This window comes from Streptomyces sp. NPDC091377, assembly GCF_044757045.1.
Lineage (GTDB): Bacteria > Actinomycetota > Actinomycetes > Streptomycetales > Streptomycetaceae > Streptomyces.
The window spans coordinates 605,785-631,671 of sequence record NZ_JBIVUE010000001.1 but is presented as its reverse complement, the minus strand read 5'-3'; the positions used below and the strand labels follow the sequence as shown (position 1 = coordinate 631,671).

At 69.1% G+C, this 25,887-nt stretch carries 15 protein-coding genes and 1 pseudogene; 5 read left to right on the top strand and 11 right to left on the bottom strand.

Annotation, left to right across the window (positions count from 1 at the left end):
- Positions 1-158 precede the first annotated feature (158 nt).
- The gene (locus tag ACIQNG_RS02820; RefSeq protein ID WP_401482355.1) at positions 159-1,370 is read left to right on the top strand and encodes a pyridoxal phosphate-dependent aminotransferase; all 1,212 of its coding nucleotides are present in this window, start codon (positions 159-161) and stop codon (positions 1,368-1,370) included.
- A gap of 136 nt (positions 1,371-1,506) precedes the next feature.
- Positions 1,507-1,926: a hypothetical protein gene (locus tag ACIQNG_RS02815; protein WP_401482354.1), complete on the top strand. Its 420-nt coding sequence runs from the start codon at positions 1,507-1,509 to the stop codon at positions 1,924-1,926.
- A gap of 373 nt (positions 1,927-2,299) precedes the next feature.
- Here ACIQNG_RS02815 and ACIQNG_RS02810 read toward each other — a convergent pair whose 3' ends face one another.
- Positions 2,300-4,123 (bottom strand): phosphoenolpyruvate carboxykinase (GTP), encoded by a 1,824-nt coding sequence (locus tag ACIQNG_RS02810; protein WP_401482353.1) that lies wholly within the window; start codon positions 4,121-4,123, stop codon positions 2,300-2,302.
- Between the two features lie 386 nt (positions 4,124-4,509).
- Here ACIQNG_RS02810 and ACIQNG_RS02805 point away from each other — a divergent pair, with 386 nt between their 5' ends.
- On the top strand, positions 4,510-5,223 hold the full coding sequence (locus ACIQNG_RS02805) for a hemolysin III family protein (RefSeq protein ID WP_401429580.1): 714 nt from the start codon (positions 4,510-4,512) through the stop codon (positions 5,221-5,223).
- Between the two features lie 140 nt (positions 5,224-5,363).
- Here ACIQNG_RS02805 and ACIQNG_RS02800 read toward each other — a convergent pair whose 3' ends face one another.
- The 5 genes from ACIQNG_RS02800 to ACIQNG_RS02780 form a co-directional block, all read right to left on the bottom strand.
- Positions 5,364-7,880 (bottom strand): galactose oxidase-like domain-containing protein, encoded by a 2,517-nt coding sequence (locus tag ACIQNG_RS02800; RefSeq protein WP_401482352.1) that lies wholly within the window; start codon positions 7,878-7,880, stop codon positions 5,364-5,366.
- A complete protein-coding gene (locus tag ACIQNG_RS02795) occupies positions 7,877-9,130 on the bottom strand; it encodes a glycosyltransferase (protein WP_401482351.1) in 1,254 nt (417 codons plus the stop codon). The genes ACIQNG_RS02800 and ACIQNG_RS02795 overlap by 4 nt, the downstream gene beginning before the upstream one ends.
- Complete coding sequence (locus ACIQNG_RS02790; protein ID WP_401482350.1) at positions 9,127-10,782, bottom strand: ArnT family glycosyltransferase; 1,656 nt, start codon at positions 10,780-10,782, stop codon at positions 9,127-9,129. Before ACIQNG_RS02790 ends, ACIQNG_RS02795 begins: the two co-directional genes overlap by 4 nt.
- Entirely contained in the window at positions 10,779-12,128 is a 1,350-nt protein-coding gene (locus ACIQNG_RS02785) for a glycosyltransferase (RefSeq protein ID WP_401482349.1), read from the bottom strand. Before ACIQNG_RS02785 ends, ACIQNG_RS02790 begins: the two co-directional genes overlap by 4 nt.
- Before the next feature lie 429 nt (positions 12,129-12,557).
- Positions 12,558-14,588, bottom strand: a complete 2,031-nt coding sequence (locus ACIQNG_RS02780; protein ID WP_401482348.1) for a thioredoxin domain-containing protein — start codon at positions 14,586-14,588, stop codon at positions 12,558-12,560.
- 195 nt (positions 14,589-14,783) lie between these two features.
- On the opposite strand from ACIQNG_RS02780, the gene ACIQNG_RS02775 reads away from it, so the two are divergent.
- Both ACIQNG_RS02775 and ACIQNG_RS02770 read left to right on the top strand, forming a co-directional pair.
- A complete protein-coding gene (locus ACIQNG_RS02775) occupies positions 14,784-15,350 on the top strand; it encodes a Uma2 family endonuclease (protein ID WP_401482347.1) in 567 nt (188 codons plus the stop codon).
- 694 nt (positions 15,351-16,044) lie between these two features.
- Positions 16,045-17,835 carry a hypothetical protein gene (locus ACIQNG_RS02770; RefSeq protein ID WP_401482346.1) on the top strand — a complete coding sequence of 597 codons (1,791 nt, stop codon included), beginning with the start codon at positions 16,045-16,047 and terminating at the stop codon, positions 17,833-17,835.
- A 1,214-nt stretch (positions 17,836-19,049) separates the two neighbouring features.
- Here the strand turns inward: ACIQNG_RS02770 and ACIQNG_RS02765 are convergent.
- The 5 genes and pseudogenes from ACIQNG_RS02765 to ACIQNG_RS02745 form a co-directional block, all read right to left on the bottom strand.
- Entirely contained in the window at positions 19,050-19,769 is a 720-nt protein-coding gene (locus tag ACIQNG_RS02765) for a DUF4365 domain-containing protein (protein ID WP_401482345.1), read from the bottom strand.
- A gap of 456 nt (positions 19,770-20,225) precedes the next feature.
- Positions 20,226-20,378: pseudogene (locus tag ACIQNG_RS02760) on the bottom strand (DUF255 domain-containing protein); the annotation flags it as partial.
- 131 nt (positions 20,379-20,509) lie between these two features.
- Positions 20,510-21,667 carry a zinc-binding alcohol dehydrogenase family protein gene (locus ACIQNG_RS02755; protein WP_401482344.1) on the bottom strand — a complete coding sequence of 386 codons (1,158 nt, stop codon included), beginning with the start codon at positions 21,665-21,667 and terminating at the stop codon, positions 20,510-20,512.
- Positions 21,668-21,953: 286 nt separating this feature from the next.
- The gene (locus tag ACIQNG_RS02750; RefSeq protein WP_401482343.1) at positions 21,954-24,263 is read right to left on the bottom strand and encodes a beta-ketoacyl synthase N-terminal-like domain-containing protein; all 2,310 of its coding nucleotides are present in this window, start codon (positions 24,261-24,263) and stop codon (positions 21,954-21,956) included.
- Positions 24,260-25,546 carry an acyltransferase domain-containing protein gene (locus ACIQNG_RS02745; RefSeq protein WP_401482342.1) on the bottom strand — a complete coding sequence of 429 codons (1,287 nt, stop codon included), beginning with the start codon at positions 25,544-25,546 and terminating at the stop codon, positions 24,260-24,262. The genes ACIQNG_RS02750 and ACIQNG_RS02745 overlap by 4 nt, the downstream gene beginning before the upstream one ends.
- Positions 25,547-25,887 lie beyond the last annotated feature (341 nt).

Below are 25,887 nucleotides of genomic sequence, written 5' to 3'. Positions count from 1 at the left end.
CGCTCGTCTTGTCATGCACATTGTCGTCACGTGGGGGCCGAGCGGACAAGAACGCCTCCGGAGGCGCCGGGCGGCGCACCATCCGTCCGGGCGACCCCCCGTCTCATGTGGCGGAAAGCACGGCCCGCCCCCCGGGACCCGCCCGTAAGCTCGCTGGCATGCAGGTGATCCAGTCGACCAAGCTCGCCAACGTCTGTTACGAGATCCGGGGTCCGGTTCTTGAGGAGGCGATGCGGCTGGAGGCAGCGGGGCAGCGGATTCTCAAGCTGAACACCGGGAACCCGGCCGCGTTCGGGTTCGACTGCCCCCCGGAGATCCTTGAGGACATACTGCGGAACGTGTCCACGGCCCACGGGTACGGGGACGCCAAGGGGCTGCTCGCCGCCCGGCGCGCGGTCGTGATGCACAACCAGACCCTCGGTATCGAGACCGACGTCGAGCATGTGTTCATCGGCAACGGGGTCTCCGAGCTGATCACCATGGCGATGCAGGGGCTGCTGGACGACGGCGACGAGGTGCTGGTGCCGGCGCCGGACTATCCGCTGTGGACCGCCGCCGTCTCGCTCTCCGGCGGCACCGCCGTCCACTACCGCTGCGACGAGCAGTCCGACTGGATGCCCGACCTCGCCGACATCGAACGCAAGGTCACGGACCGCACCAAGGCGATCGTCGTCATCAACCCGAACAACCCCACCGGCGCCGTCTACGACGAGAGCGTGCTGCGCGGGCTGACCGACATCGCCCGCCGCCACCAGCTACTGGTCTGCTCCGACGAGATCTACGACAAGATCCTCTACGACGGTGCCACCCACACCCCCACCGCCGCCGTCGCCCCCGACCTGCTGACCCTCACCTTCAACGGGATGTCCAAGGCGTACCGGGTCGCCGGCTACCGCGTCGGCTGGATGTCGATCTCCGGGCCGCGCGCCCACGCCGCCTCCTACATCGAGGGCCTCACGATCCTCGCCAACATGCGACTGTGCGCCAACATGCCAGGTCAGCACGGGGTGGTCGCCGCGCTCAGCGGCCGGCAGACCATCGCCGACCTCGTCCTGCCGGGCGGGCGGCTCAAGGAGCAGCGGGACGTCGCCTACGACCTGCTGACCCAGATCCCCGGCGTGACCTGCGTACGGCCCAAGGGGGCGCTGTACCTCTTCCCCCGGCTCGACCCCAAGGTCTACAAGATCAAGGACGACCGGCAGATGGTGCTCGACCTGCTCCGCCGCGAGAAGATCATGGTCGTCCACGGCACCGGGTTCAACTGGGTCGAGCCCGACCACTTCCGGATCGTGACGCTGCCGACGGCCGCGGACCTCAAGGACGCCGTCACCCGGATCGGGACCTTCCTCGACGGATACGGGCAGTTCTGATCCTCCACGCCCGACCTGCGGGTTCCGGGCAGCGGGCGTTCACCTTCCGTGGCCGGTCCGGCCGGATCCGTCAAGGGCTCTACTTTAGACTCAATCCAATGTAGGATGGCTTCCGTCCGAGCACAGGAGGCCATCCATGTACGAACCGATCCGCACCAAGTCGGTCCACAGCACGGTGGCCGGCACCACCTCCGACTTCCCCCACCGGTCCCGCGAGGAGGAGCTGGACATCCAGCTCGCGGGCCATCTCGCGGCCCTGCTCGCCGTCACCGACGAGCTGCGCGCGCTGGTCCCGTCCGCCGACCTGGACACCGCGTCCGTCCGGCTCGCCGAGCAGGTCGGACGGTTGCGGGGCGGGGTCGTACCGGTGCGTGCCGTGCCCTCCGGGGGGTTCACCGACCCCTCGTCCCTCCATGAGCGGGCCCACGCCGTCGCCGGGCGCGCTCTGGTCGTCGCCGCGTCCCGGGCGGACACGGTGGTGGCGATCCTCGCGGCCGAGCGGATGGACGCGCACGCCGCCGCCGGCCGGCCGGAACTGAGTGCTGCCGCCGGCTGACCCCTGCCCCTGCGGCGAGGTCTGCTGACAGCCCGTCACGGGGCTCCCGTACGGCCCCGGTCCGCGTGCACCCGCAGCGACGCGCGGACCGGGTGCCATGGCACTGCGTTCGCTTGGGTGGGGGGTTGGGGGGGCTTCGGTTCTCGGGCGCCTGTTCGCCGTGCGTGGGTGTGCGGGTGCGGGTGCGTGGGGGGATTTGCGCAGTTCCCCGCGCCCCTTTGCGGCGTTGTCGCTCTCGGCGATATCGAGTACGGCGAAGGCCGAGCACTCTTTTGTGCTCGGCCTTGCCTGTGTGGTCCGCGGCCGGCCGTGACGATGTAGCTGGTCAGGGCACAGTCGGTTCAACCGGCCGCGGAGTCTTCGGGGGTGGGCGTCAGCCCAGGCGCCGGACCAGGGCGTGGTACTCGTCCCACAGCTCCTTCGGCGTGTGGTCGCCGAAGGTGTTGAGGTGGTCGGGGACCAGCGCGGCCTCCTCGCGCCAGATCTCCTGGTCCACGGTGAGCAGGAACTCCAGGTCGGCGTCGGCGAGGTCGAGGCCGTCGGTGTCCAGGGCCGCCTTGGTCGGGAGGATGCCGATGGGGGTCTCGACGCCCTCGGCCTTGCCGTCGAGGCGCTCCACGATCCACTTCAGGACCCGGGAGTTCTCACCGAAGCCCGGCCAGACGAACGCGCCCTCGTCGTTCTTGCGGAACCAGTTGACGTAGTAGATCTTCGGGAGCTTCGCGGCGTCCTTGTCCTTGGCCACGTCGACCCAGTGGCCCATGTAGTCGCCCATGTTGTAGCCGCAGAACGGCAGCATCGCGAACGGGTCGCGGCGCAGTTCGCCGACCTTGCCCTCGGCGGCGGCGGTCTTCTCGGAGGCCACGTTGGCGCCGAGGAACACCCCGTGGTTCCAGTCGAAGGACTCCGTGACCAGCGGTACGGCGGTGGCGCGGCGCCCGCCGAACAGGATCGCGGAGATCGGCACGCCCTTGGGGTCCTCCCACTCGGGCGCGATGATCGGGCACTGGGACGCGGGCACGGTGAAGCGGGCGTTGGGGTGGGCGGCCGGGGTGCCGGACTCCGGGGTCCAGTCGTTGCCCTTCCAGTCGATGAGATGGGCGGGTGTCTCCTCCGTCATGCCCTCCCACCAGATGTCGTTGTCGTCGGTGAGGGCGACATTGGTGAAGACGGAGTTGCCCCACAGGGTCTTCATCGCGTTGGCGTTGGTGTGCTCACCGGTGCCGGGCGCGACCCCGAAGAAGCCGGCCTCGGGGTTGATGGCGTACAGCCGGCCGTCCTGGCCGAACCGCATCCAGGCGATGTCGTCGCCGATCGTCTCGACCGTCCAGCCGGAGATCGTGGGCTCCAGCATGGCGAGGTTGGTCTTCCCGCAGGCCGACGGGAAGGCGGCGGCGACGTACTTCGACTCACCGGTGGGCGGGGTCAGCTTGAGGATCAGCATGTGCTCGGCGAGCCAGCCCTCGTCCCGCGCCATGACGGACGCGATGCGCAGGGCGTAGCACTTCTTGCCGAGCAGGGCGTTGCCGCCGTAGCCGGAGCCGTACGACCAGATCTCGCGGGTCTCCGGGAAGTGGGAGATGTACTTGGTCTGGTTGCAGGGCCAGGGGACGTCCGCCTGGCCGGGCTCCAGCGGGGCGCCGAGGGTGTGCACGGCCTTCACGAAGAAGCCCTCGGAGCCGAGTTCGTCCAGGACCGGCTGCCCCATCCGGGTCATGGTGCGCATGGCGACGGCGACGTACGCCGAGTCGGTGATCTCGACGCCGATCGCGGACAGCGGCGAGCCGAGCGGGCCCATGCAGAAGGGCACGACGTACAGGGTGCGACCGCGCATGGAGCCGCGGAACAGGCCCTGGTCACCGGCGAAGATCTCCCGCATCTCGGCGGGGGCCTTCCAGTGGTTGGTGGGGCCGGCGTCCGCCTCCTTCTCGGAGCAGATGAACGTCCGGTCCTCGACGCGGGCGACGTCGGTGGGGTCGGAGGCCGCGTAGTAGGAGTGGGGGCGCTTGATCGGGTCGAGCTTCCGGAAGGTGCCCTTCTCGACGAGCTCCCCGCACAGGCGCTCGTACTCGGCCTCGGATCCGTCACACCAGACCACGTTGTCCGGCTGGGTCAGTTCGGTGATCTCGTTGACCCACGAGATCAGTTCCTTGTGGTTGGTCGGGATGACGGGGGGAGCCGCGATGTCGCGCGCCACGATCGCTCCTTGTTGAGGGTTTTCTGACTGTCTGCCCCGTGGGGGCCGCGACCCGGATGCTTCGCAGCTGCTGCACTCGTACTGCATTTGGCGCTCATCCGGTGCCGACCGCACTCATTTGATCATCCGAGGACGCCGCGCATTTGTCCAGAGGTCCGCCCACCTGAGCGGCGTGAGGAATCACACGTCACTCCGCGTTTCCTCTCGCCACTTTGCGTACACATAAAGTGCGGATGACCTTCTCTTGAGAGAGGTCTCCCTCTCACTTGAGCGGCGACGGGTCGGGCCCGGGTGCTCACCCGAGCGGAGGGGCGGCCGGCCCGGTGTGTCGCGCCCGACCACCCCGCTGACCCGCGACTTACGGTTCCGTAGGTACCATTCCGCCCATGACTGTGCCCGCCTCCGACGCGCCCGGGGAACCGACGGTCACCGATCGCGTGTCCGCCGCACTCTCCCTGCCGCACCCCATCAAGCCGAAGCTCCGCGGCTGGCTGCATCTCGGCATGTTCCCGGCCGCGGTCGTCGCCGGCCTGGTGCTGACGGCCCTCGCCGAGTCCCCGCGCGGCCGGGTGGCCTGCGCGATCTACGCCCTCACCGCCTGTCTGCTGTTCGGGGTGAGCGCGCTGTACCACCGGGGCGACTGGAGCCCCCGGATGGACGGCATCCTGCGCCGCCTGGACCACGCCAACATCTTCCTGATCATCGCGGGCACCTACACCCCGCTCACGATGCTGCTGCTGCCGGAGGCCAAGGGGCAGTGGCTGCTGTGGGGCATCTGGGGGGCGGCCCTCGCCGGGATCGCCTTCCGGGTCTTCTGGGTCGGCGCCCCCCGCTGGCTCTACACCCCCTGCTACATCGCGATGGGCTGGGCGGCGGTCTTCTTCCTCCCCGACTTCATGCGCACCGGCGGCATCGCCGTCCTGGTCCTGGTCGTCGTCGGCGGCCTCCTCTACAGCGCGGGCGGCGTGATCTACGGCATCAAGCGCCCCAACCCGTCACCGCGCTGGTTCGGCTTCCACGAGGTCTTCCACTCCTTCACCCTCGCGGCGTTCGTCGTCCACTACGTGGGCATCTCCCTGGTCGCCTACCAGCACACGTAATCCCGCCCGCGGACACCACACAGACCGTCACCACCGACCTGGAGCACAGCCCGGAGGTGGCGTACGGGAAGGGCGCCCACCACGAGCAGTTGGCCGCGATCGTGGCGGACGCCCTTCGGTCCCGGGAGGGCGGCTGAGCCTCAGCCGCCTGTGGTGATGTGCCCCTTCCCGCTCTCGCCGTGTCCGTTCCCGGTCTTGAGGTGTGCTTTTCCGCTTCCCTTGGGGTGTGCTTTTCCGCTTCTCCTCAGGTCTCCCTTTCCGCAGGCCGAGCCGTCGCGGTCCGGGTCGAGGCGGAGCGGGTCGTCCTTGCCGTTGACCTTCAGCCGGCCGTAGTCGTTCTTGGCGAGCCAGTCGCAGCGGGCCGCCGTGGTCTTCCCGACGTCCGCCGGGAAGGCGGTCGGGACGCAGACGTTGCCCGTGCCGTAGTGGCGGTCGCAGCCGGAGACGGTCGGGGGGACCGGGTGGGAGGACCGCTTCTTGCCGGGTCCGGCGACCTTGCCCTTGAGGTTGTCGGCGAAGTCGTGGACGTGGGCGGAGGCGTCGTTCGCGGCGAGGGCCTGCGGGCCCTGGAGGTGGACCCACTCGGCCACCGAGGGCACTCCGCCCGCGTCGACCGCGAAGAGCATGTACCAGCCGGGCGGGGCCAGGTTGGGGTTGCTGGTGACATTGAGGTCGATGGTGTTGCCGTCGACGGTCAGCGGCAGGTCCACGAACCGCTGGTTCGGGTCGGAGGAGTGGGTCACGGCGGCCGGGCGGATCAACTCGGCCTTGGCGATCGGGCGGTCCACGGTGATCCGCTGGGTGTCGCCGTAGTTCCACTCGGTGTCGATGACCGAGGTGATCGTCGGCCGCTCGCCCTTGAAGAGGTAGGGCGGGGTGTAGATCGACACATTGTGGTTCCAGGAGTTGTTGCCCGGGTTGTCGCCGGTGGTCATGACCCGGCCGTCGGGGAGCAGGAACCCGGAGGCGTGGTAGCCGCGGGCCTCGGGGTCGGCGGCGACCGGGTCGAAGGTGCCGGTGGCGGGGTCGTAGAGGGAGGTCTCGTAGACCGGGTTGGCCCGGTTGTGCAGGGCGCCGCCGGTCTCCAGGACCTTGCCGTCGGGCAGCAGCACCGCGGAGACGTACATCTTGCCCTGGTCGCCGGTCTGCGGGACGGGGCCGTCGCCGAGGTCGACGGTGCCCTGCGGGATCGGCGGGCCCGCCACGTACCGCGGGTCGGGTTCCTTGAGGTCGATGACGTCGGTGAGGCGGTTGGCCTCGGGGTTGGAGTCGATGTTGCCGCCGCCGAGGGTGAGGACCTTCTGGTCCTGCGCGGGCGGCAGCAGCACACTCGCCGACTGGTCGCGCTCGTCCTTGTTCTGGAGGCCGGGCACCTGGGTGATGGTGTTGGCGTCGTAGTCGTAGATCGCGGCGCCGGTGCCGGGGATGTTGTTGCCGAAGACATGGCTGCCGGAGTAGAAGAGGCGGCCGTCCTGCATGAGGATCATCGACGGGTACAGGCCCCAGAACGACCAGGTCTGGTTGACCTGCCAGGTCGGCAGCCACTTCTGCTCGGCCTGCGACCAGCGCTCGGCCGTCACCGATCCGGTGGAGTCCTCCTTCAGCCCGCCGAAGGAGAGCACGTCGCCGTTGCCGAGGACGGTGGCCGACGGGTACCAGTGGCCGTCGTTCATGTCGTTGGTCCTCGTGTACGTCTCGGTGGCGGGGTCGAAGACGTACGAGTCCTTGTAGCCCTGGTAGCCGACGGTGCCGTCGGCCGACGGGTAGCCCTTGTTGCCGCTCATCACCAGCACCCGGCCGTCCTGGAGCTGGACGTGTCCGGCGCAGAACATGTCCCTCGGGGTGGGGATGACCTCGTAGGTGCCGGTCTTGGGATCGTAGACGGCGGAGGTGAAGGTGCCCGCCTCGAACATCGTGGGGTCGTTGCCGGAGCCCGCGATCAGCAGGATCTTGCCGTTGTGCAGGACGACGGAGTGCATGGAGCGGACCGGGTTCTGCGCGGGCAGCACCTCCCAGGCGCCGTTCTCGCACTGGTCCGCGGTGCCGGTGCAGCCCGGCTGCGGCACCGGATCGCTGACCTGCTCCATCGCGTAGTCGTCGGTGGTGACGGAGCCGGTGCCGTAGACGGAGACGCCCCAGCTGATCCGGTCGGTGCCGGCCGGGATCTCAGGGGTGCGGACGCCCGCCTCGGTCCAGTCGGCCGCCAGGTCCAGGGTCTTGAGGTCGGTCCAGTACTGCCAGCCGGCGGTCGCGTCGTGCCGGAACAGGGTGATGTTGGCGTCCGGGGTGGTGGATCTGTACCAGAGGGACAGGTCGTACTGCTTGCCCTCGGTCACCACGGGCGCGCAGTCCGCGGACTCGGTGATGAGCGCCTTGCGGTCGCCGTCCGCCCGGCGGGTGAGGCTGACCTTCATGGCGGCGGCGCCGGTGTGGGCGTCGGCGGTGGTCTCGTAGGTGAAGTCGTTGTCGCCCCAGCCGGAGCGCTGCCAGCAGTACGGCATGTCGCCGCTGCCGGCCGTCTCGAAGCCGGGGTTGGCGATGAGGTTGGCGGCGGACGCGGACTGGGGTGCGGTGAGCAGCAGCCCCCCGGTCAGTCCGGCCACCGCCAGCAGGGCCGCCGTACGTCTGCCGCGCCGGGCGCGTCCCGTGCGTCTCACTCGGCCCGCCTCCTCGCGTCCGCGCCTGTGCTCCCGTGGTGCTGTGTCACTCGGCTCTCCCTTGCTGGACCGCTTTCCTTCACGCCGCCGCGCGGGCGTCCGCGCGGCAGGTAGACCAGCGCCTCGGTCCCGACGAAGCGCAGGACGAACGTCGTCACCAGCGCGCACGCGGTGGCGGGCAGCGCCTCCATGCCGAACCGGCCGACGAGCAGCGCGATCAGCGGGATACGCAGCAGCAGATCGGCGTTGGCGAGCAGCGCGAACCGGCCGAACCGGTCCCACCAGCGCCGGAAGCGGCGGCGGTCGCGGAACAGCAGCCGCTCGATGAGCAGGAAGTTCCAGACCACGCCGCACTGGTTGGCGAGGATCTCGGCGGGGACGTAGTGCATCCCGGAGGCGGTCAGTGCCCACAGGCCGAGGAGATTGGGCAGGAAGCCGGTGACGCCGATCAGTCCGAAGACCGCCATCCGGGCCATCGGTGAGGCGGTGCGCAGCCCGGCGAGGTGGCGCAGGAAGCGCCAGCCCTCGCGGGGGCCGGACTTGGACACGCCCGCGTAGCGGTCCTGGAAGACGAAGGGAACTTCGGTGACGGTGCGGGGCCGGGAGCGGACGGCGAGTTCGAGGAGGATCTTGTAGCCGAGGGGTTTGAGGGCGTCGGCGGTGACGGTGGAGCGGCGCAGGGCGAAGAAGCCGCTCATCGGGTCGCTGATGCCGTGCAGCCGGCGCGGGAAGAGGGACTTGGTGAGCCAGGTCGCGGCGCGGGAGACGGCGACGCGGTAGCCGCCGGAGAGTCCGGCGCGGCTGCCGCCCTCGATGTAGCGGGAGGCGACGACGAGTTCGGCGCCCGCGCGTTCACCGGTGGCGATGAGGTCGGGGACGAGGGAGGGCGGGTGCTGGCAGTCGCCGTCCATGACGACGATCCAGTCGGAGCCGGCCGTCCTGAGCCCCTCGACGACGGCGCCGCCGAGGCCGCCGGCCGGTTCGTCGCGGTGGAGCACGGTGACCGGGTAGGGGCAGTGGGGTGCCGCCGCGCGGATCACGTCGGGGGTGTCGTCGGTGGAGTCGTCCACGAAGACGACCTCGCAGGGCAGTCGCGCGGGCACGGACTCGGTGATCTGACGCAGCAGCCGCCGGATGTTCGCGGACTCGTTGAAGGTCGGTACGACGATGGTGACGGCGCCCGGTTCGGGGACGGCGGGGGGCCGCAGATCACCGCCCAGTTCGCCGGGGACGATGGACTCCTGGCTCATCGGGCGCCTCCCGGGGCGGCCTCGGCGGTGATCCGGCGGATCTCGATGCGGTCCTCGCCCGTGCCGAAGACGGCGACGGGGCTGGAGTGTTCGATCGCGGCCTTCACATTGGGCAGGTCGGTGGCGTCCCGGCGGACGGTCGGGGAGGCGACGACGTAGTCCAGGTCCCGCCAGCCGCGGGGCATGGTCTCGGTGACGGCGGGGTCGAGGTCGGCCTTGTAGAACCAGATGGCGCCGAGCCCCGGCTCGTACCCGGCGTGCACGAGGTCCAGCCAGAGCGCGTCGTCCACCAGGACGCGGGTGGTGGCGGGCCTGTCGACCTCGGTGGACAGCCAGTGGGAGGCGGCCCGGTAGGGGGCGTTGGCCTCGGCGGTCATCGCGGTGCGGGCGCCCTCGTACCAGCGCGGCACGACATGGGCGCCGGCGGCGAGCACGAGGACGGCGGCCAGCGCGTACCGGACGCCGGTGACGGGCCGCCGTTCGTCGGGGCGCCGTCCGCGGCGCAGCACGGCGTGGGCGACGGAGGCGGTGCCCCCGGCGAGCACCAGGGCGAGGAACGGCAGCGCCTGGATGATGTACATGGCGGGCAGATAGCCGGTGGGGCGCATCGCGACCAGGGCGAGGATGGCGACGACGAGGGCGGGGCCGGCGAGTGCGCGGGCGGTGACCGACCAGCGCCAGGTCAGCAGGAGCAGGACCGCTCCGGCGAGGCCGCCGACGATCAGGACGCGGTCGTAGTAGAGCCAGGACTGGAGGACGCCCCAGGATCCGGTGCCCTGTTCCAGGATGAAGCCCGAGCCGGGGCGGGTCATCTGGTAGGTGATGCCGTCCCAGAGGGAGACATGGCCCTCGCCCGGCAGCAACTCGCCCTTGAGGAGCGCGAACAGGGGGTACGAGAGGCCGATCAGGACGCAGGCGGTGACGGCCCCGGTGACGGCGAACTTACGGGTGTCGCGGTGGCTGTGCCGCCACATGGTGAGCAGCAGCGCGGGGAGGACGACGAGCATCGTCTCCTTGGTGAGCACGGCGGTCGCGGCGGCGATCCCGGCGCCGAAGTGGTGCCAGAGGTGGCGGTTCGGGGAGGCGGCGAGGCAGAACGCCAGCAGGGTCCACATCACGGCGAGGTTGTCGAGGAAGATCTGGCGTTGGAGGACGACCGACAGCGGGGAGAGCCCGAAGATGACCAGGGCGAGTCCGGCGGCCCAGCGGGGCAGGGCGAGCCGGCGGGCCAGGACGTAGAGCAGGACGGCGGAGGCGGCGCTGATCAGCAGCATCGCGGCGCGCATGGTGCCCACGGTCATGGAGTCGGGGCTGAGCCAGGCGGGGATCCAGGTGAGGAGCGCGAGTTGGATCCAGCCGAGCGGGGGGTGGTCGTACCAGTAGGTGTAGTGGGCCAGGCCCAGACCCTCCTGGACGGCCCACGCCTGGGCGAGATAGGTGCCCTCGTCGTCGCTGAGGGTGGGGTACGCGGTGATGTTCCAGCCCTGGACGACGACGACGGCTGCCAGCAGCACCGCGCACAGCAGCAGGTCGGGGCGGGAGGAGCGCAGTCTCCGGGGCGGGGTTATTCGGCCGCCGGGGCGGGGCTCGCGGGCAGACCGGCGCTGCGCGGGGACCGTTGTGGTGGTCGCCGCGGGGAGGGTGGAGGTCACGCGGGGACGTCCTCTCGGATGTCACGGGTGTCACGGGTGCCGTGGGTGCCATGGGCCGCTGGGGCGTCGCGCGTGGCAGGGTCGTCCTGGCCGGCTCGGGTGGTGCCGGCGGGGCCGAGGTGGGCGCCGACGTGGCTGGTCAGTTCCCAGTCGTTGCGGCCTCGTTGCTCGCGCCAGACGGCACGGACCGCGGCTCCGGCGAGGAGCAGTTGGTAGAAGGGGCCGCCCACGATCAGCTTCAGATAGTGGACGGAGCGGACGCGCAGTCCGTACTGCTTGCCGAAGTCGTGCAGCCCGACGATCTCGAAGACGAAGGTGACCAGGGCGGTGACGGCCGGCAGGAAGGTGATGAAGGCGACGCCGACGGGCACGTCGAGGAAGAGCGCTATGGCCACGTTGAGCGGGATGACGAGTCCGGTGAACGCCTGCATGAACGGGGTCATCAGGGTGTAGCGGGCGAGGAGGCGCTGGCCGAGGGTGGGGAGCTGTTTCCAGTCCTTCTTCCGGTACACCTGGAGGAAGCCCTGGTTCCAGCGGGTGCGCTGTTTGAGCAGGGACATCAGGGAGCCGGGGGTCTCCTCGCGGGTGACCATCTCGGAGTCGTAGGCGACGACGACCTTCTTGCCGACGCTGGAGAGCCGGACCCCCAGGTCGCAGTCCTCGGCGAGGCAGTTGGGGTCCCAGCCGTCGGCCTGCCGGAGCACTTCGGTGCGGACGAAGACGGTGTTGCCGCCGAGCGGGATGAACCCCTTCTGGGCGTGCAGATGCAGCCGGGAGCGGAACCAGAAGAAATACTCCAGGCAGTTGCGCAGGCTGTACCAGCTGGAGTGGAAGTTGATCAGCTGGACGCCGCCCTGGACGACGTCCGCGCCGGTGGAGCGGAAGGCGTGGTCGACATGGGCGAGCAGTTCGGGATGGACCTGGTCCTCCGCGTCGAAGACCCCGACGACATCGCCGCGGCAGTGCGGCAGCGCGGTGTTCATGGCCTTCGGCTTGTTCTTCTTCTCGTGGGTGTCCACGACGACCCGTACGCGCGGGTCGCGTTCCTCCGCCGACCGGGCCACCTCGGTGGTCTCCGGGTCGTCGTGCCCGACGATGACGATGATCTCGAAGTCGGTGTGCGAGGACTCCAGCAGCCGCTGGATGGTGTGGTCGAGCACGGCCTGTTCATGGCGGGCCGGCAGCAGCAGCGAGAACGACACCCGCCCGGCGCCGTCCGGCCGGCCGAACCGGGTGGAGGCGAACACCTCCGGGGTGCGCCAGGCGTGCATCTGCCACCACAGGGTGAACGCCGCCATCCAGAACAGGGCGAGCGAAACGGCAGCGACGACTACGGACGTCAGCAAGAAAGATCCCCCCAGATCCCAATTCCCCCCGACACGACGACTGGTCGTAGTCGTCGCGTCACCGTGGAGAGAGTATGGGGGAAGTGTGAAGCGCGGGGGCCGTTCCGATAAATAGCGTGTTTCGCATCCTGGCGTGGTTTTAGCGGGCGTATCCGAACACCGACTCAGATCCGGACATCTGAACGGTTTCCCCTGCCGGGGCGATGGGGAGTGTGGTATTCCGCCCCGGCTCACAGGCGGGCGGACACGCCGGATCCCCTCGCACGGGCCGCTCACCGGGCAACCGGGCGCGCCGCACAGGCCCCTTGGCCTGGTCATCGGCGCCGTGTCACCGGCGCCGGGGCATCGGGTGCCGTACCGGCCGGGACACCGCCCGCTGGCCTCGACCCGACCAGCCGTCGGCCGCTGAGGGCCCCGGAGGAGGCGCTTTCAGTCGCCGAGCGCTGCTTCCAGCCGCTCCGGGTCCGTCGTCGGGGCGTCGCAGGTGAAGTTGCGGCAGACGTACGCCGTCGCCACCCCGTCGGTCAGTGGCCGGTCGGCGAGGAGCGGGAACTCCTCGCCGCCCGGGACCCCGTACGCCACCACCGCGCCCGGCGCGGTGCCGAGCAGAGCCGTGCGGTGCAGGGTCCTCGTGCCGGGGTCGTCCAGGGCGGGCCCGACCACCGCGATCTCGCGGGGGCCGTCGAGCAGCGCCTCGGCGACCGCGAGCCCCCAGCCGATGAACCGCGGGACGCGCGGGCCGAGCGCCTTGACGACCCCGAGCGCCCGTTCGGCGGCGGTGCGGTGGGGTTCGGAGCCGGTCTGCGCGGCATAACCGAGCAGGGCACCCGCGGCGGCGGTCCAGCCGGAGGGGGTGGCGTTGTCGGTGGGGTCCTGCGGCCGGCGGATCAGTTGCTCGGCGTCGACGGCGGTGTCGTAGAGGGCACCGGTCTCCGGGTCGGTGAACCGGGCGAGGACATGGTCGAGCAGGAGCCCGGCGAATTCCAGCCAGACGCCCTCGCCGGTGACGGCGGCGAGGGCGAGGAAGCCCTCGGCCACGTCGCCGTAGTCCTCCAGGACCCCGGCGCCCGTGCCGACGCGGCCGTCCTTGCTGGTGCGGGAGAGCCGGGCGTGGTCGTCGAGGTGGAGCCGGACGAGCAGGTCGGCGGCGGCGACGGCGGCCTCCACCAGATCCGGGCGGTCGAAGTAGGCGCCGGTCTCGGCGAGGGCGGCGACGGCCAGCCCGTTCCAGGCGGCCACGACCTTGTCGTCCCGGCCGGGCGCGGGCCGCTCGGCGCGGTGGGCGAGCAGCCGGGCCCGGACACCGGCGACCCGCTCGGCGTCGAACACCGCTTCCTGCTGGGGCAGTTGCAGCACCGAGGCGCCTTCCTCGAAGGTGCCCTCTTCGGTGACCCCGAAGTACTGCGCGGCCAGAGCGGCGTCCTCCTCGCCGAGCGCCTCGCGGAGCTGCTCGGGGGTCCACACGTAGTACGCGCCCTCAACGTGCGCTCCGCTGCCGTCGTCACTGTCGGCGTCCAGCGCGGAGGCGAACCCGCCCTCGGGGGTGCGCAGTTCACGGACCAGGAAGTCGGCCGTCTCCAGGGCGACCCGGCGGGCCTGCTCGGAGCCGGTGGCCCGCCACAGATGGGCGTAGACCCGGCAGAGCAGGGCGTTGTCGTACAGCATCTTCTCGAAGTGCGGCACCACCCAGTCGCGGTCGACGGAGTAGCGGGCGAAGCCGCCGCCGAGCTGGTCGTAGATGCCGCCGCGGGCCATCCGCTCGCAGGTGTCGGCGGCCATCTGGAGGGCGCCCTCGGCGCCGGTGCGGGCGTGGTGGCGCAGCAGGAACTCGACCACCATGGAGGGCGGGAACTTCGGCGCCCCGCCGAACCCGCCGCGCTGCGGGTCGTACTCCCGGGTCAGCCCGAGCAGCGCCTGGGCCAGCTCGGACTCGCCGGGCACCTCGGCGACCGGGAAGGCCAGCTCCCGGCCGGCCAGATCCCGCACGATCTTCGCGGCGACATCGGTGACCTCCTCGCGCCGGTGCTCCCATGCCTGCCGCACCCCTTCGAGCACCTGCCGGAACCCGGGCATCCCGTGCCGGGGGGCGGGCGGGAAGTACGTACCGAAGTAGAACGGCTCGGCGTCCGGCGTCAGGAACACGGTCATCGGCCACCCGCCCTGCCCGGTCGCCGCCTGCACCGCCTCCATGTAGACCGCGTCCACGTCGGGCCGCTCCTCGCGGTCCACCTTGACATTGACGAAGTGCTCGTTGAGGAAACCGGCGGTCTCCTGGTCCTCGAACGACTCGTGCGCCATGACGTGGCACCAGTGGCACGCGGAGTAGCCGACCGACAGCAGAACGGGCACATTGCGCCGTCGTGCTTCCTCGAAAGCCTCCGGCATCCAGGGCCACCAGTCGACGGGATTGTCGGCGTGCTGAAGCAGATAAGGCGAGGTCGCGCTGGCCAGCCGGTTCATGCGCCCCAGCCTCTCACGACGCCTGCTGCGACGGCGAAACCCTCACCGGCCCGCCTCGCTCGGCCGAATTGCACTTGTGAGTCATCACGTGGCGGGCGGCTCCTTCCTTTCCGAGTCGGGCAGCCTGGCACCTCGGAACAGTAGGCTTGGCGCAGCAGCGCCGGACCTGCCGAGGCCTCTCGAAGGAGGTACACCATGACCGCCGAGATGGTGGCGCCCGCGTGGATGCATAAGCAGATTAGCGCGGAACAGTACGACTCCTGGTCCGAGGAGCAGTGCGCCGGCATCGAGATCGTGGACGGGATGGTCGTGGTGAGCCCGAGCGCCTCCAAGCGCCACAACCGGCTGGCCCGCATCCTGGCCAACGCCCTGGACGCCGCCGCGGGCCCGGAATGGAATGCGGACACGGACTTCGATGTCCGCCTGCAGGACGTTCCACTCACCAACCGCCGCCCTGACGTCATCGTCTACCGAGCAGAGACCATCGACCTCACACCCACCCGCCCCGAGCACGTACTCCTGGTCGTCGAGGTCGTGTCCCCCGGCTCCGAGACCACCGACCGGATCGTGAAAGTGGACCAGTACGCCAAGGGCGGCATCCCCTTCTACTGGCGCGTTGAACAGGCCGCCACCGGTGTCCCGATCGTGTACACCTATGTCCTCGACCCCGCCACCAAGGCGTACAGGGACGGCGAAATGTTCACCGGCGCGATCAAGACTGCTGCGCCCTTCTCCGTCACTGTCGACCTGGGAGCCGTCTGACAGCGCTGGAAGATTCCTCATGACTGAGCACAAGGGAAAGCGAAAATTCCGGGAGCACCTGGATGCTCTTTTCGCTGCGGCCGGCTCCCCTAAGCCAGCCGCCATCTGCTCTACGAGCAGGGATCGACTAGGGCGAACTTCCCTGTCCGTGCAGCGCATCAGCGATTGGCGAACCGGAAAGCACATACCGACAACTAAGCTCTTCCGAGATTTTCTCCGTGCGGTCGACATCTTGGCTCGGCAGCGAAACACTGCCCTCCCTGCCACACTCGCCGACCCGGCAGTTTGGGATCGCTTACTACGCGCAGCACGAGCCAAGACTCCCACTCCGGCACAGGAAGAATCGCGTCACATCTTGGCTGGCGCAGTCCGGATCCCGATCAGTCCGGTGGCTGAGTCTGAGCCCCTGGACCTGGGCGTACACCGAACGAGTCGCCTTGAGGGCGCTCCTCCACTACCGGCCTATGTGCCACGGGACGCGGACAGCACAGTCTCGGCTCAGCTGGCAGAAGCCAGGGAGACCGGAGGCCTCGTCTTATTGGTCGGCGAGTCCACAGCCGGAAAATCTCGGTGCGCTTTCGAGGCTGTACGACGCGAACTGTCCGATCACTGGATCGTTGCCCCGCCTGCAGCCAGCGACCTGAGCCCCGTGCTAGCGCATTTATCCCTGCCTAGGCCCGGCCGCCGAAAGTGGGTGCTCTGGCTGGACGACCTCGACCGCTTCCTCCTCCCCGGCGGCCTCGATCAAGGCATGTTGTCCGCGCTCCTTGACCAACGGGTCGTGGTCATGGCCACCATGCGTTCCGAGGTGTACGGCAATTACAGTGAGCGCGCGTTGCGAGGCATGGACGCTGGCGTGGCATCTGTGCGCCGCCTTGGATCCCGAGTCCTGAACCTCATCGAGCCCCTTGTAATCGACCGGCAGTGGTCCGAGACGGAAATGAGTAGGCTCCGCGCGCACCTGGCCAAACCAAGCTCCGACAGCCGTCTGGCTGACGCAGCCCACCACCACGGCGTTCACGGCATCGCGGAATACCTCGCAGCCGGACCGAAGCTGCTCGAGGAATTCCTAACGACTCGACGCCATCCGAAAGGCCATCCCCGTGGCGCTGCCTTGGTTCAGGCAGCGATTGATCTTGCGAGAGCAGGCATCTCCACTCCTCTGCCCGCCGAGACCCTGCTGGAGTTGTCCACGTGCTATCTCAGCGCCGGGGATGCCTCCCGTCTCCAAGCTGAGAGCCCCGAGCAGGCTCTCGTATGGGCAACCGAGATCCAGTTCGGTGTGGCAGGAATGCTGGTTGCCACGGATACCACCGAGGCTTGGCGGCCATTCGACTACCTCGTGGACGCCATTGCCAGTGCCGCCGAAGCGACGGCTATCCCCGACGAGGTTTGGGAAGCGGCGGTCACGCACGCGAATGGCGGTAGCGAGCTGCTACCTGTCGGACGGTCTGCCTTCCGCTTCGGTCGTCTGGTGCTCGCCGAGCGCTGCTTCTCTCCGCTGGCGGCCCAAGGTAACCACGTCGCTATGCACGACCTTGGGTTCGTACAGCGCGAAAGACGGCCGGAACACACCTGGCCCTCGTGGTACCGGACCGTATCCGAGACAGGAACTCCGTTGCAGGCCCGCGCCCTTGGCGCCCTCCACGAAATTGAAGGGCGATGGGACGAAGCAGCGGCCTGCTACGAGAGGGCCGCCGGTCAAGGAGATGCTCTTGCCATGCGACTCCGGGGTGTGATCGCCCAGCGGCACAGGCAACACGACGAAGCTCATGAGTGGTACGTCCGCGCTGCAGAAGGCGGAGATTCGGTTGCAACGGCATTCTTCAATGAACCGGGAATCTACCGGCCCGAAATGGGACACGAGCTGGGTTCGGAAACCTGGGACCCGAACGTCGAATGGGATGAGGGGGACGAAGAGCCGTGGCAGATGACGGCCCGCACATCACGCATCCTCAGCTGCAACCTGGAGATTCTCGCCGATATGGCTCACAACGAGTTGGACGAACTGGGCGACCAGCCGATCTCCCCGAACAGCTTTGGGATCTTCTTCGCACTCTTGCCGGCCTCCACATGGAACCAGCCACGGCATTGGCGGCGCAGGGTGCTAAGAGCCCTGGATGATCTCAACGAGGACATCACTCTCGGCCACTCTCCCGAACCACGCTGCGCGGCGGAGGAACTGGCGCTCCACTTTGCTCTGGAGAGCGCCTCGGCAATGACACGCGATGAACCGGATCTGGTGGCTGAGCTCACACAAGGGCTCCCCGAACAGCAGGGTGACTATGACTGGGGTGTTTGTTCGGACTTGCTTTTCCAGGACCACGATGTTCTTTTTCTCTACGACCCGATGATGCAAGGACTGGAGCACCCTGACAACCCGCTCAACCGGCGTATGGGCATTGGAGACCTCCGGCCAGAAGGATGGTTCGAGGAGTTCGGGAACGTGTCACCTCGCGATCCATCCAGAGGATTCACACATTGACGTGACCCCACTAAATCGCGTCACCCACGTGCTGATCTTCATTGATGGACCATGATCGGGCGTTACGTCATCATGAGCCAGATGAATCGTTCGATACCAAGTGGGCGTTCGCCCAGCAGCCGCCTCCCGGGACTATGGCGTCGGCAATGGTTTGACGACCGGAACGCGCCGAATGGAATCGCCTGAAAGTTCCCACCAGTACGGCTTGGCGGGACGCGCCCGGGCGGTCTGCACACCCGTTTCCGCGAGAAGGCCAAGGACCACCTCCGAGCAGTTGCTTCAGGGGGGACCCGGTCGGCTGCATCGACTGACTGGTGTCCGGTGAACTCCACCGTCGTAGACGCTCACCAGCATGCCGCCGGGAATCGAAAGAGGGTCTCCACGGCTTGGCGCTCGGCCGCTTTCCGGAGGATCGACCGCCAGGATGTACCTGGCTTGCGGTGCGCTGGGCCGTCAGCCGTCCTCACCGTCGCGGGTCGAAACACCAACGACTACATGCGGTTCACCGAGGTGATGGAAGCGAGAGGGGCGCCCTTGGATGAGGCTGGAGCGCCAAGGGCTGCACGCTCCGGAGCCATCCGGATCTGGCTGCGACACCGAGGCATCCCGTGCACATTCCCGAGCGGGCTGACCAGATCCGCGACCGGCTCCGGCCCGGTGGCCAGGGCGGCCGACCGCCCCGCTTCGACAAGGGAGCCGATTCCTACGAACAGCCGCCGCTCCCCCTTCGGCCCAGATGTGGACGTGAGGTGTGACGACAACTCCTGGTAGGCGATCCGGACCGGAAGTCCGGACATTATCGGCCCGACCAGGAACTTCGAGCACCTTGGCGCACAAGGCGCCTCGGAGTTCAGATGCCGCGCGGCCTTGTATGAGGTCAGCGCACCGGGCGGTGCGCTGTCACTCCGAAGGGATTCTCATCGTGACCGTGGCACTGCTGTCTACCGTGATCTGCGTTGGTGCACTCACCCTCCAGCGCGCCATCTACCCCCTGACCCTTCTGGTCGGTTTCTTGTGCGCGCTGCGCGGCCTTGGCGCCCCCGAGCGGGTCTTGACCTTCCGTGCCTTTGCCCGAGCAGTTGCAGACGTGGGTAGCCACCCTAGGCGCAGTTCGACACGATCGGCCCTGCGCTCCCCTTCCGCTCACCTACATTGATGAGACATGGAAGTGACAGGCGCGACGTCAGATGTAGCAGCGCCAAGGAACCTCAGTGTCAGGAAAGATCGGCCTTCTCGACCGGTCGGCGCCACCACTCCGTGGATTTGAAGCACCCCATGAGCCAGTGTGCTTCCGCGCTGTTGAGGATGACAGTGCCGATCATCGGGATAGGATCAAATCGGAGCATTTTCTCCTCAACGCGCACAGGATCCCAGTCGAGATCATGATGCAGCAGGACTGCGAGTGGCTCTCCAGGCTTCTGCCAGAAGATCATGGGTTCGCCGTACTCGTTTTCGAAGGGCTTAACGATGTCGTTCGGAGTAAACATGACGTCCGCCATGTCAGCCCAGCGGCCGACCCCTTGACGTTCCCAAACCAGCGAATTCTGCATGCTCTGCACGAAAGCCTCAATGGTATCGTCGTCCAGCACGGAACTCCGTGAGACAACAACAGATTTCAGCGTTTTGCGCAGCGCGTCGGCTCGGCGGAGCTGACGGGTCGCATTAGCCCAGAAAAGGCCTCCCCGCTCAGGGTCATGGACTACACAGAGCACCGGCCGACTACCGTCGCGCCAGTTACCCCCATGATCCCCGACTCGGACGCGATGGCCCTTTCTGGTGCGCGTCGAGACCCCACCTTTGACCTGCACGGCTATGGAGTCTGCTGTCCGCTCGCCGTTCTGCACGAAGGTGACGTACAAGTCCTCACCGTGGTCGTTACTGCCATCGACCTCCTGCACGATGTGCCCGTGGCGCTCCAACAGGGCACGCAACACAGGCGGGTCGTCGCCTCGACGAGGCACGCACCTCATTCACAGCCATGCGCCCAAGGCGTCGGCTCTCAGGCACCTTCGGCATCCCCGCCCCCACTCCTTTGCTCTTCGGGGACCAGGCTAGAACAGGCAACAACGCACCAACCACTCATAAGTAGAAAACAGTGAGTCCGGGGCGACGCCGCGCCCGGCACGACGAAGCTTGCGCTGCTGATCGCGGTGAGCCCGCGATCACCGCTCCGCGCACGCCTGTCACGAGGTCAGGTTGCCTCGGTCGCCCGGCTCTAGGATCGCCAGGACGCTCGTCCACTTTTCCATGGACCAATCAGGTGAGGCGGCTAACTGCTCCTGCGTCCAGGCGTCGATCTGAGCGTCAAGGTCATCGCTTTCAGTACTCGTGGAGTCACTTTATAATGTCACGCCTGGTGGGCACTCATGGCTTCAGCAAGCGCATTGCCACCAGTGGCACGAGCTGTACCCCACGCTCAGCAGGAGCGGGCGGTCGCTGCGGCGGGCCTCGGTGAACGCCTCCTCGCCCCAGGGCCACCAGTCGACCGGGTTGTCGGCGTGCTGGAGCAGGTAGGGCGACTGCTCGTCGGCCAGTCGATTCATATCGGCATCGTCGCATGATCCGGACCGTCCGGCCCAGCTTCGCGTGGGCGGGCCGCCAGGGCTGCGGACGGGGCGCGACGGCTCCTGTGCTCGCCGGGCTGCCCTCCCCCGTCTTCGCGGTCCTGGTTCGGTCAGAGGGGATTGACCTGGTAGAGGGGGTAGTAGTCGTCGACGCGGCCCTGGGCGTACTCCCGGGCGAGCTGAGGGACGTCGTCGAAGTCGTGGGTGTGCTGGTGGGCGACGTCGGCGATCCAGCCCGTGCGTTCCTGGTAGTCGCGGATGGCGGGGCTCTCCTCGAAGCGCCAGCCGTGGGTGTGGACGTGCAGATGCCGACTCTGGCATTCGGTCGCCCGCACGACGGGCAGATTCATTCCCGCCTTCCACCCGCAGGTCGTGATGACGCCCTGGCGGGCCAGGGCCCGCATCGTCACTTCGTGAAGGGGGCCGCCGATGTTGTCGAGCAGGATGGAGACCCCGCGCCCGTCGCTGAGCTGGGCGATCTTCTCAAGAAAAGCGTGTTCGGACTCGCGTTGTCCGTCTCTGTCTCTGTCTCTGTCTCTGTCGGAGGCTGCGTGATAGGCGAGATGAGGGTAGTCGCGCCGGTCGACGGGGGAGATTCCGCGTGCGCGGAGGAGAGCGACTCGGGCGTCGGTTCCAGCCGTCATGGCGGTGCGGAATCCGGCCCGCCGGGCCAGTTCGAGTGCGGCCAGGGCCACTCCGCCACCCCAGCCGAACACCAGGTGGCCGGCCGGGTCGTCGTCCCCCATCTGGGCGCGCCAGCAGCGGTGGGCGACATGCCAGTTGTCCCAGGCGGTGAAGTAGCGCAGGGCCGGGGCCCAGCGCTCGGGCGGGAACGGGGTGTCCGTGGGCAGCGGCAGCAGCAGTTCGGCGGAGAGGGGGATACGGCGGGCGAGGAGGCCGTAGCTGCCGGGGGCGTCGTAGCCGTGGACGCGCACCACGTAGCCGTGGGGGTCGCGGACTCCGAACGGGAGCAGCATGCACACGGTTCCCTGCGGGGGGCTGGGCGCGGATCGTGCGGGTCGCAGGACGCGTACCAGTCCGCTGTTGCCGATGATCACCGCGGGTTCGCCGCGCTGGCGGCAGATGTCGACGGGCGAGCGGGCCAGTGCGTGGTCCATGTTGGCTTCCCAGGAACCCGTGAGTGGCTCCACGAGGGCCTCGTGGTCGGCGGGTTCGCGCAGGGAGAGGGTTTCTCGGGTGAGGGTTGCCTCCTGCTGGGCGGTCCCGACCGGGCCGGCCCGCAGGACCCAGGCGTCGGTGCTGATCACGTGGGCTCCTCAAGGGGTGGACAGCGGGAGAGGGGTTGTGTCGCGTGCCCGCGGTACCGCCCTCGTAGGGACTGGGTGTGGGCCTGGGCGTGGAGGATCACTCTCCCTCCGGTCGGCCGGAATGGCTGGGAGGGCTGGAGGGGCTGGAGGGGCTGGACTGTGTCCCGTACGGCGGTGGCGTGGTTCGGGCGGTCGGTCAGGAGCACGGCATCCGGCGGCAAGGGCCCGCCGTCCGTCGGCGTCGGGGACGGCCCGGTGCGGCGGAGGGTGGTCCGGCGGGGCCCGGTCACCGGGACCCCGCGGGGGGTGGTGGGGGCAGGACCGTGAGGCGGGGGCCTGGTCCTGCGGCGGCGATGGTGAAGGGCAGGTGGTCATCGGCGGCGAGTACGCGGACGAGTTCCGCGTGGGCTTCGGCGGCGAGGTAGGTGAGGGTGCCCTGGCCCAGGGTGTGGTCCGTGGGGGAGGTCCGGTCCAGGTCGAGGTGGGCGCACACGGGCCATCCGTGGCTCTGTGCGACGGTCGGGAGGCAGACCGCGATGAGGAATCCGCCTTCGGCGATGCGGTCGGGCTCGGTGTCCACGGCGGTGGCGAAGACCGGGCCGTTGTGGGCGCTGACACCCAGCAACAGGACCAGGTCCAGGTCCCCGTCCCGCAGATAGGGGGCGGCGACGGCCAGTCCGGCCAGCCCGGATGCGTCCCCCGCGTCCACCACGAGGTTGGGGCCGTGCAGGTCGTAGCGGTGGGAGACACGGGCGGCGACCAGGTTGGGGATCATGCCCGGCAGCACCGAAGCGCTGGTCTTCCCCACGGAGCCACGGGCGCCGGTGACCACCTCCGCGTACGCCTCGGCGTCCTTCCCGTTGAAGCAGTCCGCCATGTCACCGTCGTAGCAGCGCACCAGATGGCTGATGGAGAGGGCGGACGGGCCGTGGACGGCTGCCAGCACTCCGGTGGTGTCGCGGACCGGGTCCCAGGGTTCACCGTGCTCGGCGACGAAGCGTGCCGCCAGGCGAAGGCCCAGTTGCTGTGCGCGGTCCATGGTGCGGATGACGGGCGGGGGGACTCCCGCCTCGGTGAAGGTGGGCGGCTGCCACGGTTCGAACCGGGTGGCACTGCCTGCGGCGCCGTCGGAGGGGTCGCCGGTGTCCTGCGGCAGCAGGGCGGTCCAGGCCACTACGGCCAGGGGCTCCGGTGGGGAGCCGGGTGGGACGGGTGGGGCGGGCGGACCGGGGGCGGGTTCGCGCCGGACGATCAGATGGCTGTTGATGCCTCCGAAGCCGGAGGAGGATATCCCTGCCGTGGGGTTGCCTCCCGGGCCGGACGGCAGTTCTACCGACGTGTCCGGTACGCGGAGGTGTGCCGTGCGGGCCGGACCCGGCAACCGGTCGAACCGCTGCTGGGCGGGGACCCGGTGGTGCCGCAGGGCCAGCAGGGCGTGGATGAGCGACACCGCGCCCGCGTTCCAGCCGCAGTGCCCGAGCAGGGACTTGTTGGAGGTGCACATCAGCGGGCCCGACGTGCCGGTGGCGTCGATGGCTTCCAGCTCGGCCAGGTCGCCCTTGGGGGTTCCGGTGCCGTGGGTGAGAAGCCAGTCGATGTCCGCGGCGGTGGCTCCCGCCCGGTGGCGGGCGCGTCGGAGGGCCAGCGCCTGCCCCTCCGGGCTGGGGGCGTAAATCGCGTTGCCCGCACCGTCCGACGAAGCCCCGAAGCCGGTGATCACCCCGAGCACCCGGTCACCGTCGCTTCGGGCCCGCTCCACACTCTTGAGTACGACGATCGCCGCGCCGTCCGAGAACAGGGTGCCGTCCGCCCGCGCGTCCAGCGCCCGGACATCGCCGGACGGCGTCAGTCCCTTGACCTTGGAGAACAGCACATTCCAGCGGGGGGTGACCATGAACACCCCGCCGCACACCGCCAGGTCGCACTCCTGGGCCAGCACGCGCCGGGCGCCGGTGTCGACAGCGAGCAGGGAGGAGGCGCAGGCGGCGTCGATCACCGTGCACTCGCTGTCCTCGGGAAGCAGTCCCTGGGCGGCCGTACGGACGACCTGGTCGGGCAGCAGCGCCGGGAGCGACGGACGTGCCAGGGGGTAGCGGGCATGGAGCAGGTCCCGTATCCGCAGGAGGTTGGCCTCCCGGGAGCCGGGGAGCCGGGGAGCCATGCCGCGGGCCACCTCTTCGACCAGCAGGGATTCGGCCAGATGCTGGCTGCCGTCCGGGAACGCTCCCACGTACACGGTGCAGTGTACGCCGTCGGCGAGGGCGACGCCGTCGAGTGCCTGGGTCATGCAGTGGCGCAGCCACAACAGGTCGAGCCCGGCCTCTTCCTCGGCCTGTACGGTCACGGCCGGGCGGTGCTCCGGTCCCTGGCGGAAGCCAGAGGTCCGGTTGTAACTCCGGTCTTCCGTCTCCGGGTCGGGGGACCAGAACGAGGCGAGCCGGTAGCGCGAGCCGGGCTCGCGGAAGACGGGGGTGTCCTGGTTGAGCAGTTCCCAGTAGGAATCGCAGTCGTCGGCTCCCGGCACGGCGATACCCATACCGACCACGGCGACCGCGCGTCCGTCGTCGGTGCCGTGGGGCGACCGGCCGGTGGTCATGCCGGCTCGGCCTCGCTGCGGTCGCGCCTGCCCAGTTCCTCCACCAGCTCGGTGACGGCGCGCACGGTGGGGAACTCCGTCGCGCGGACTTCCGGGGCGGAGAGCTGGTACTGGTCCAGCACTCGTTCGAGCAGGACGTTCTGCTGGAGGGAGTCCACGCCCAAGTCGACCACCAGGTCGGCGTCCAGGGTGACGACGTCCTCGGGGTACTCCAGTTCCTCGACGTACAGGGCCCGTACCTGCGCCTCCAGTTCTCCGGATGCCGGGATCGTCGGCAGCGCGGAGGCATCGCTTTCCCCGGGCGTCGTGGATGTGCTCCCTGTCACCGGTGCCAGGGCCGCCTTGATCTCCAGCGCGGTGGCGGGCCGGGCGAGCGGTGCGGCGCACATCGCTCCGGGCCGGCACTCCCGGATCCACTGGACGAGGGCGTCGCCGGAGCCGCATTCGACAGAGGAGTCGATCTCTTCACTCTGCATGGCTTCGGGGACGGAGACCCAGGACAGCGTGGTGGTGAGGTCCGCGGCCAGCCAGTCGGCGATGTCCTGCTCCGACGGCAGGAACCGCTGCTGCGTCGCCGAGTACACCAGGCAGCGCGCGGGACGGGATGCGATGGTGTGCAGCCGCTCGCGCAGTGCTTCGGCCGCCGGTGCGAGGGCGGGGTGGTGGAGGGAGTGCTCCGAGGGAAGGCGGGTGGATGCCACTCCCGCTTCGTCGGCAGCCTTCTGAGCGTGTGTCAGGGCGGGCGGGGGCCCGGAGATCACGGTCTGCCAGGGAGTGTTCTCCTCCGCTGTCGCCAAGTCCGGTTCACCGATCTGCCGCAGCAGGGCTTCGGCGCCGTCGCGGGAGGTGTCCAGTACGAGCATCCCGCCGGGTGGAAGCTCCGGTGCCCGCAGGACGGCGATCCGCTCGCAGAGGGCCGCTGTGGCGTTCTCCGCCGTCAGTACGCCGGCCGCGGCGAGTGCGGCGAAGGCCCCGGAACCGTGGCCGGCTACGGCGCCGGGTGCGAGGTGGTGCGCGGATTCCAGGTAGCGGGCCAGGGCCAGAGAGGTGGCGAGGGCGGCAAGCTGTCGTTGCTCCCCGTGGCCGTGGGTCGGTCCGCTCTGTTCGGGATGTTCCGCGTCCAGCAGAAGCGGAGAGACGGGCGGGTGACCATGGTCCGCGGCGACCGCGTCGACGGTGCCCATCACCTCGTCGGCGGTCGGGTCACTCCCGCGCAGATGTGCCCAGACCCCGGGAAGGAATGAGTCCTGGCCTGGAAAGAGCAGTGCGGGGCCTCTGTCCATTGCGATCCTCTCTCGATGCCACAGCGAGGCGGCGGGGTAATCCACGAAAACCGCTGCTGGGAATCCGCTGCTGGGAATGGAGTCCCGGCCTGATCGCCGACTGCAACGGTGTCCGAGATGCGAGAGCAGATCTACGGGACTTCTTCGCCGTCCGGCTGAAACCGCCGACGAAACCAAAACCAGTCTAGGCGCGACATGGCGTCGCGTCCCCCTGAACACCGGTTCGCTGATTCGACCCTGAAACAACCGGGAACGGGGTTGCCCCAGCAGGTTTTCGGTGTCCAGGCGCAGACCGTCCAGGGCCGCGACCGTCCAGGGCCGCGACCTGTGCCGCGACCTTC

Coding starts and splice junctions, on each gene's coding strand:
- ACIQNG_RS02775 (WP_401482347.1), top strand. CDS start 14,784: ATGACCGCCGAGATGGTGGCGCCCGCGTGGATGCATAAGCAGATTAGC.
- ACIQNG_RS02780 (WP_401482348.1), bottom strand. CDS start 14,588: ATGAACCGGCTGGCCAGCGCGACCTCGCCTTATCTGCTTCAGCACGCC.
- ACIQNG_RS02795 (WP_401482351.1), bottom strand. CDS start 9,130: ATGAGCCAGGAGTCCATCGTCCCCGGCGAACTGGGCGGTGATCTGCGG.
- ACIQNG_RS02750 (WP_401482343.1), bottom strand. CDS start 24,263: ATGACCACCGGCCGGTCGCCCCACGGCACCGACGACGGACGCGCGGTC.
- ACIQNG_RS02805 (WP_401429580.1), top strand. CDS start 4,510: ATGACTGTGCCCGCCTCCGACGCGCCCGGGGAACCGACGGTCACCGAT.
- ACIQNG_RS02745 (WP_401482342.1), bottom strand. CDS start 25,546: ATGGACAGAGGCCCCGCACTGCTCTTTCCAGGCCAGGACTCATTCCTT.
- ACIQNG_RS02820 (WP_401482355.1), top strand. CDS start 159: ATGCAGGTGATCCAGTCGACCAAGCTCGCCAACGTCTGTTACGAGATC.
- ACIQNG_RS02815 (WP_401482354.1), top strand. CDS start 1,507: ATGTACGAACCGATCCGCACCAAGTCGGTCCACAGCACGGTGGCCGGC.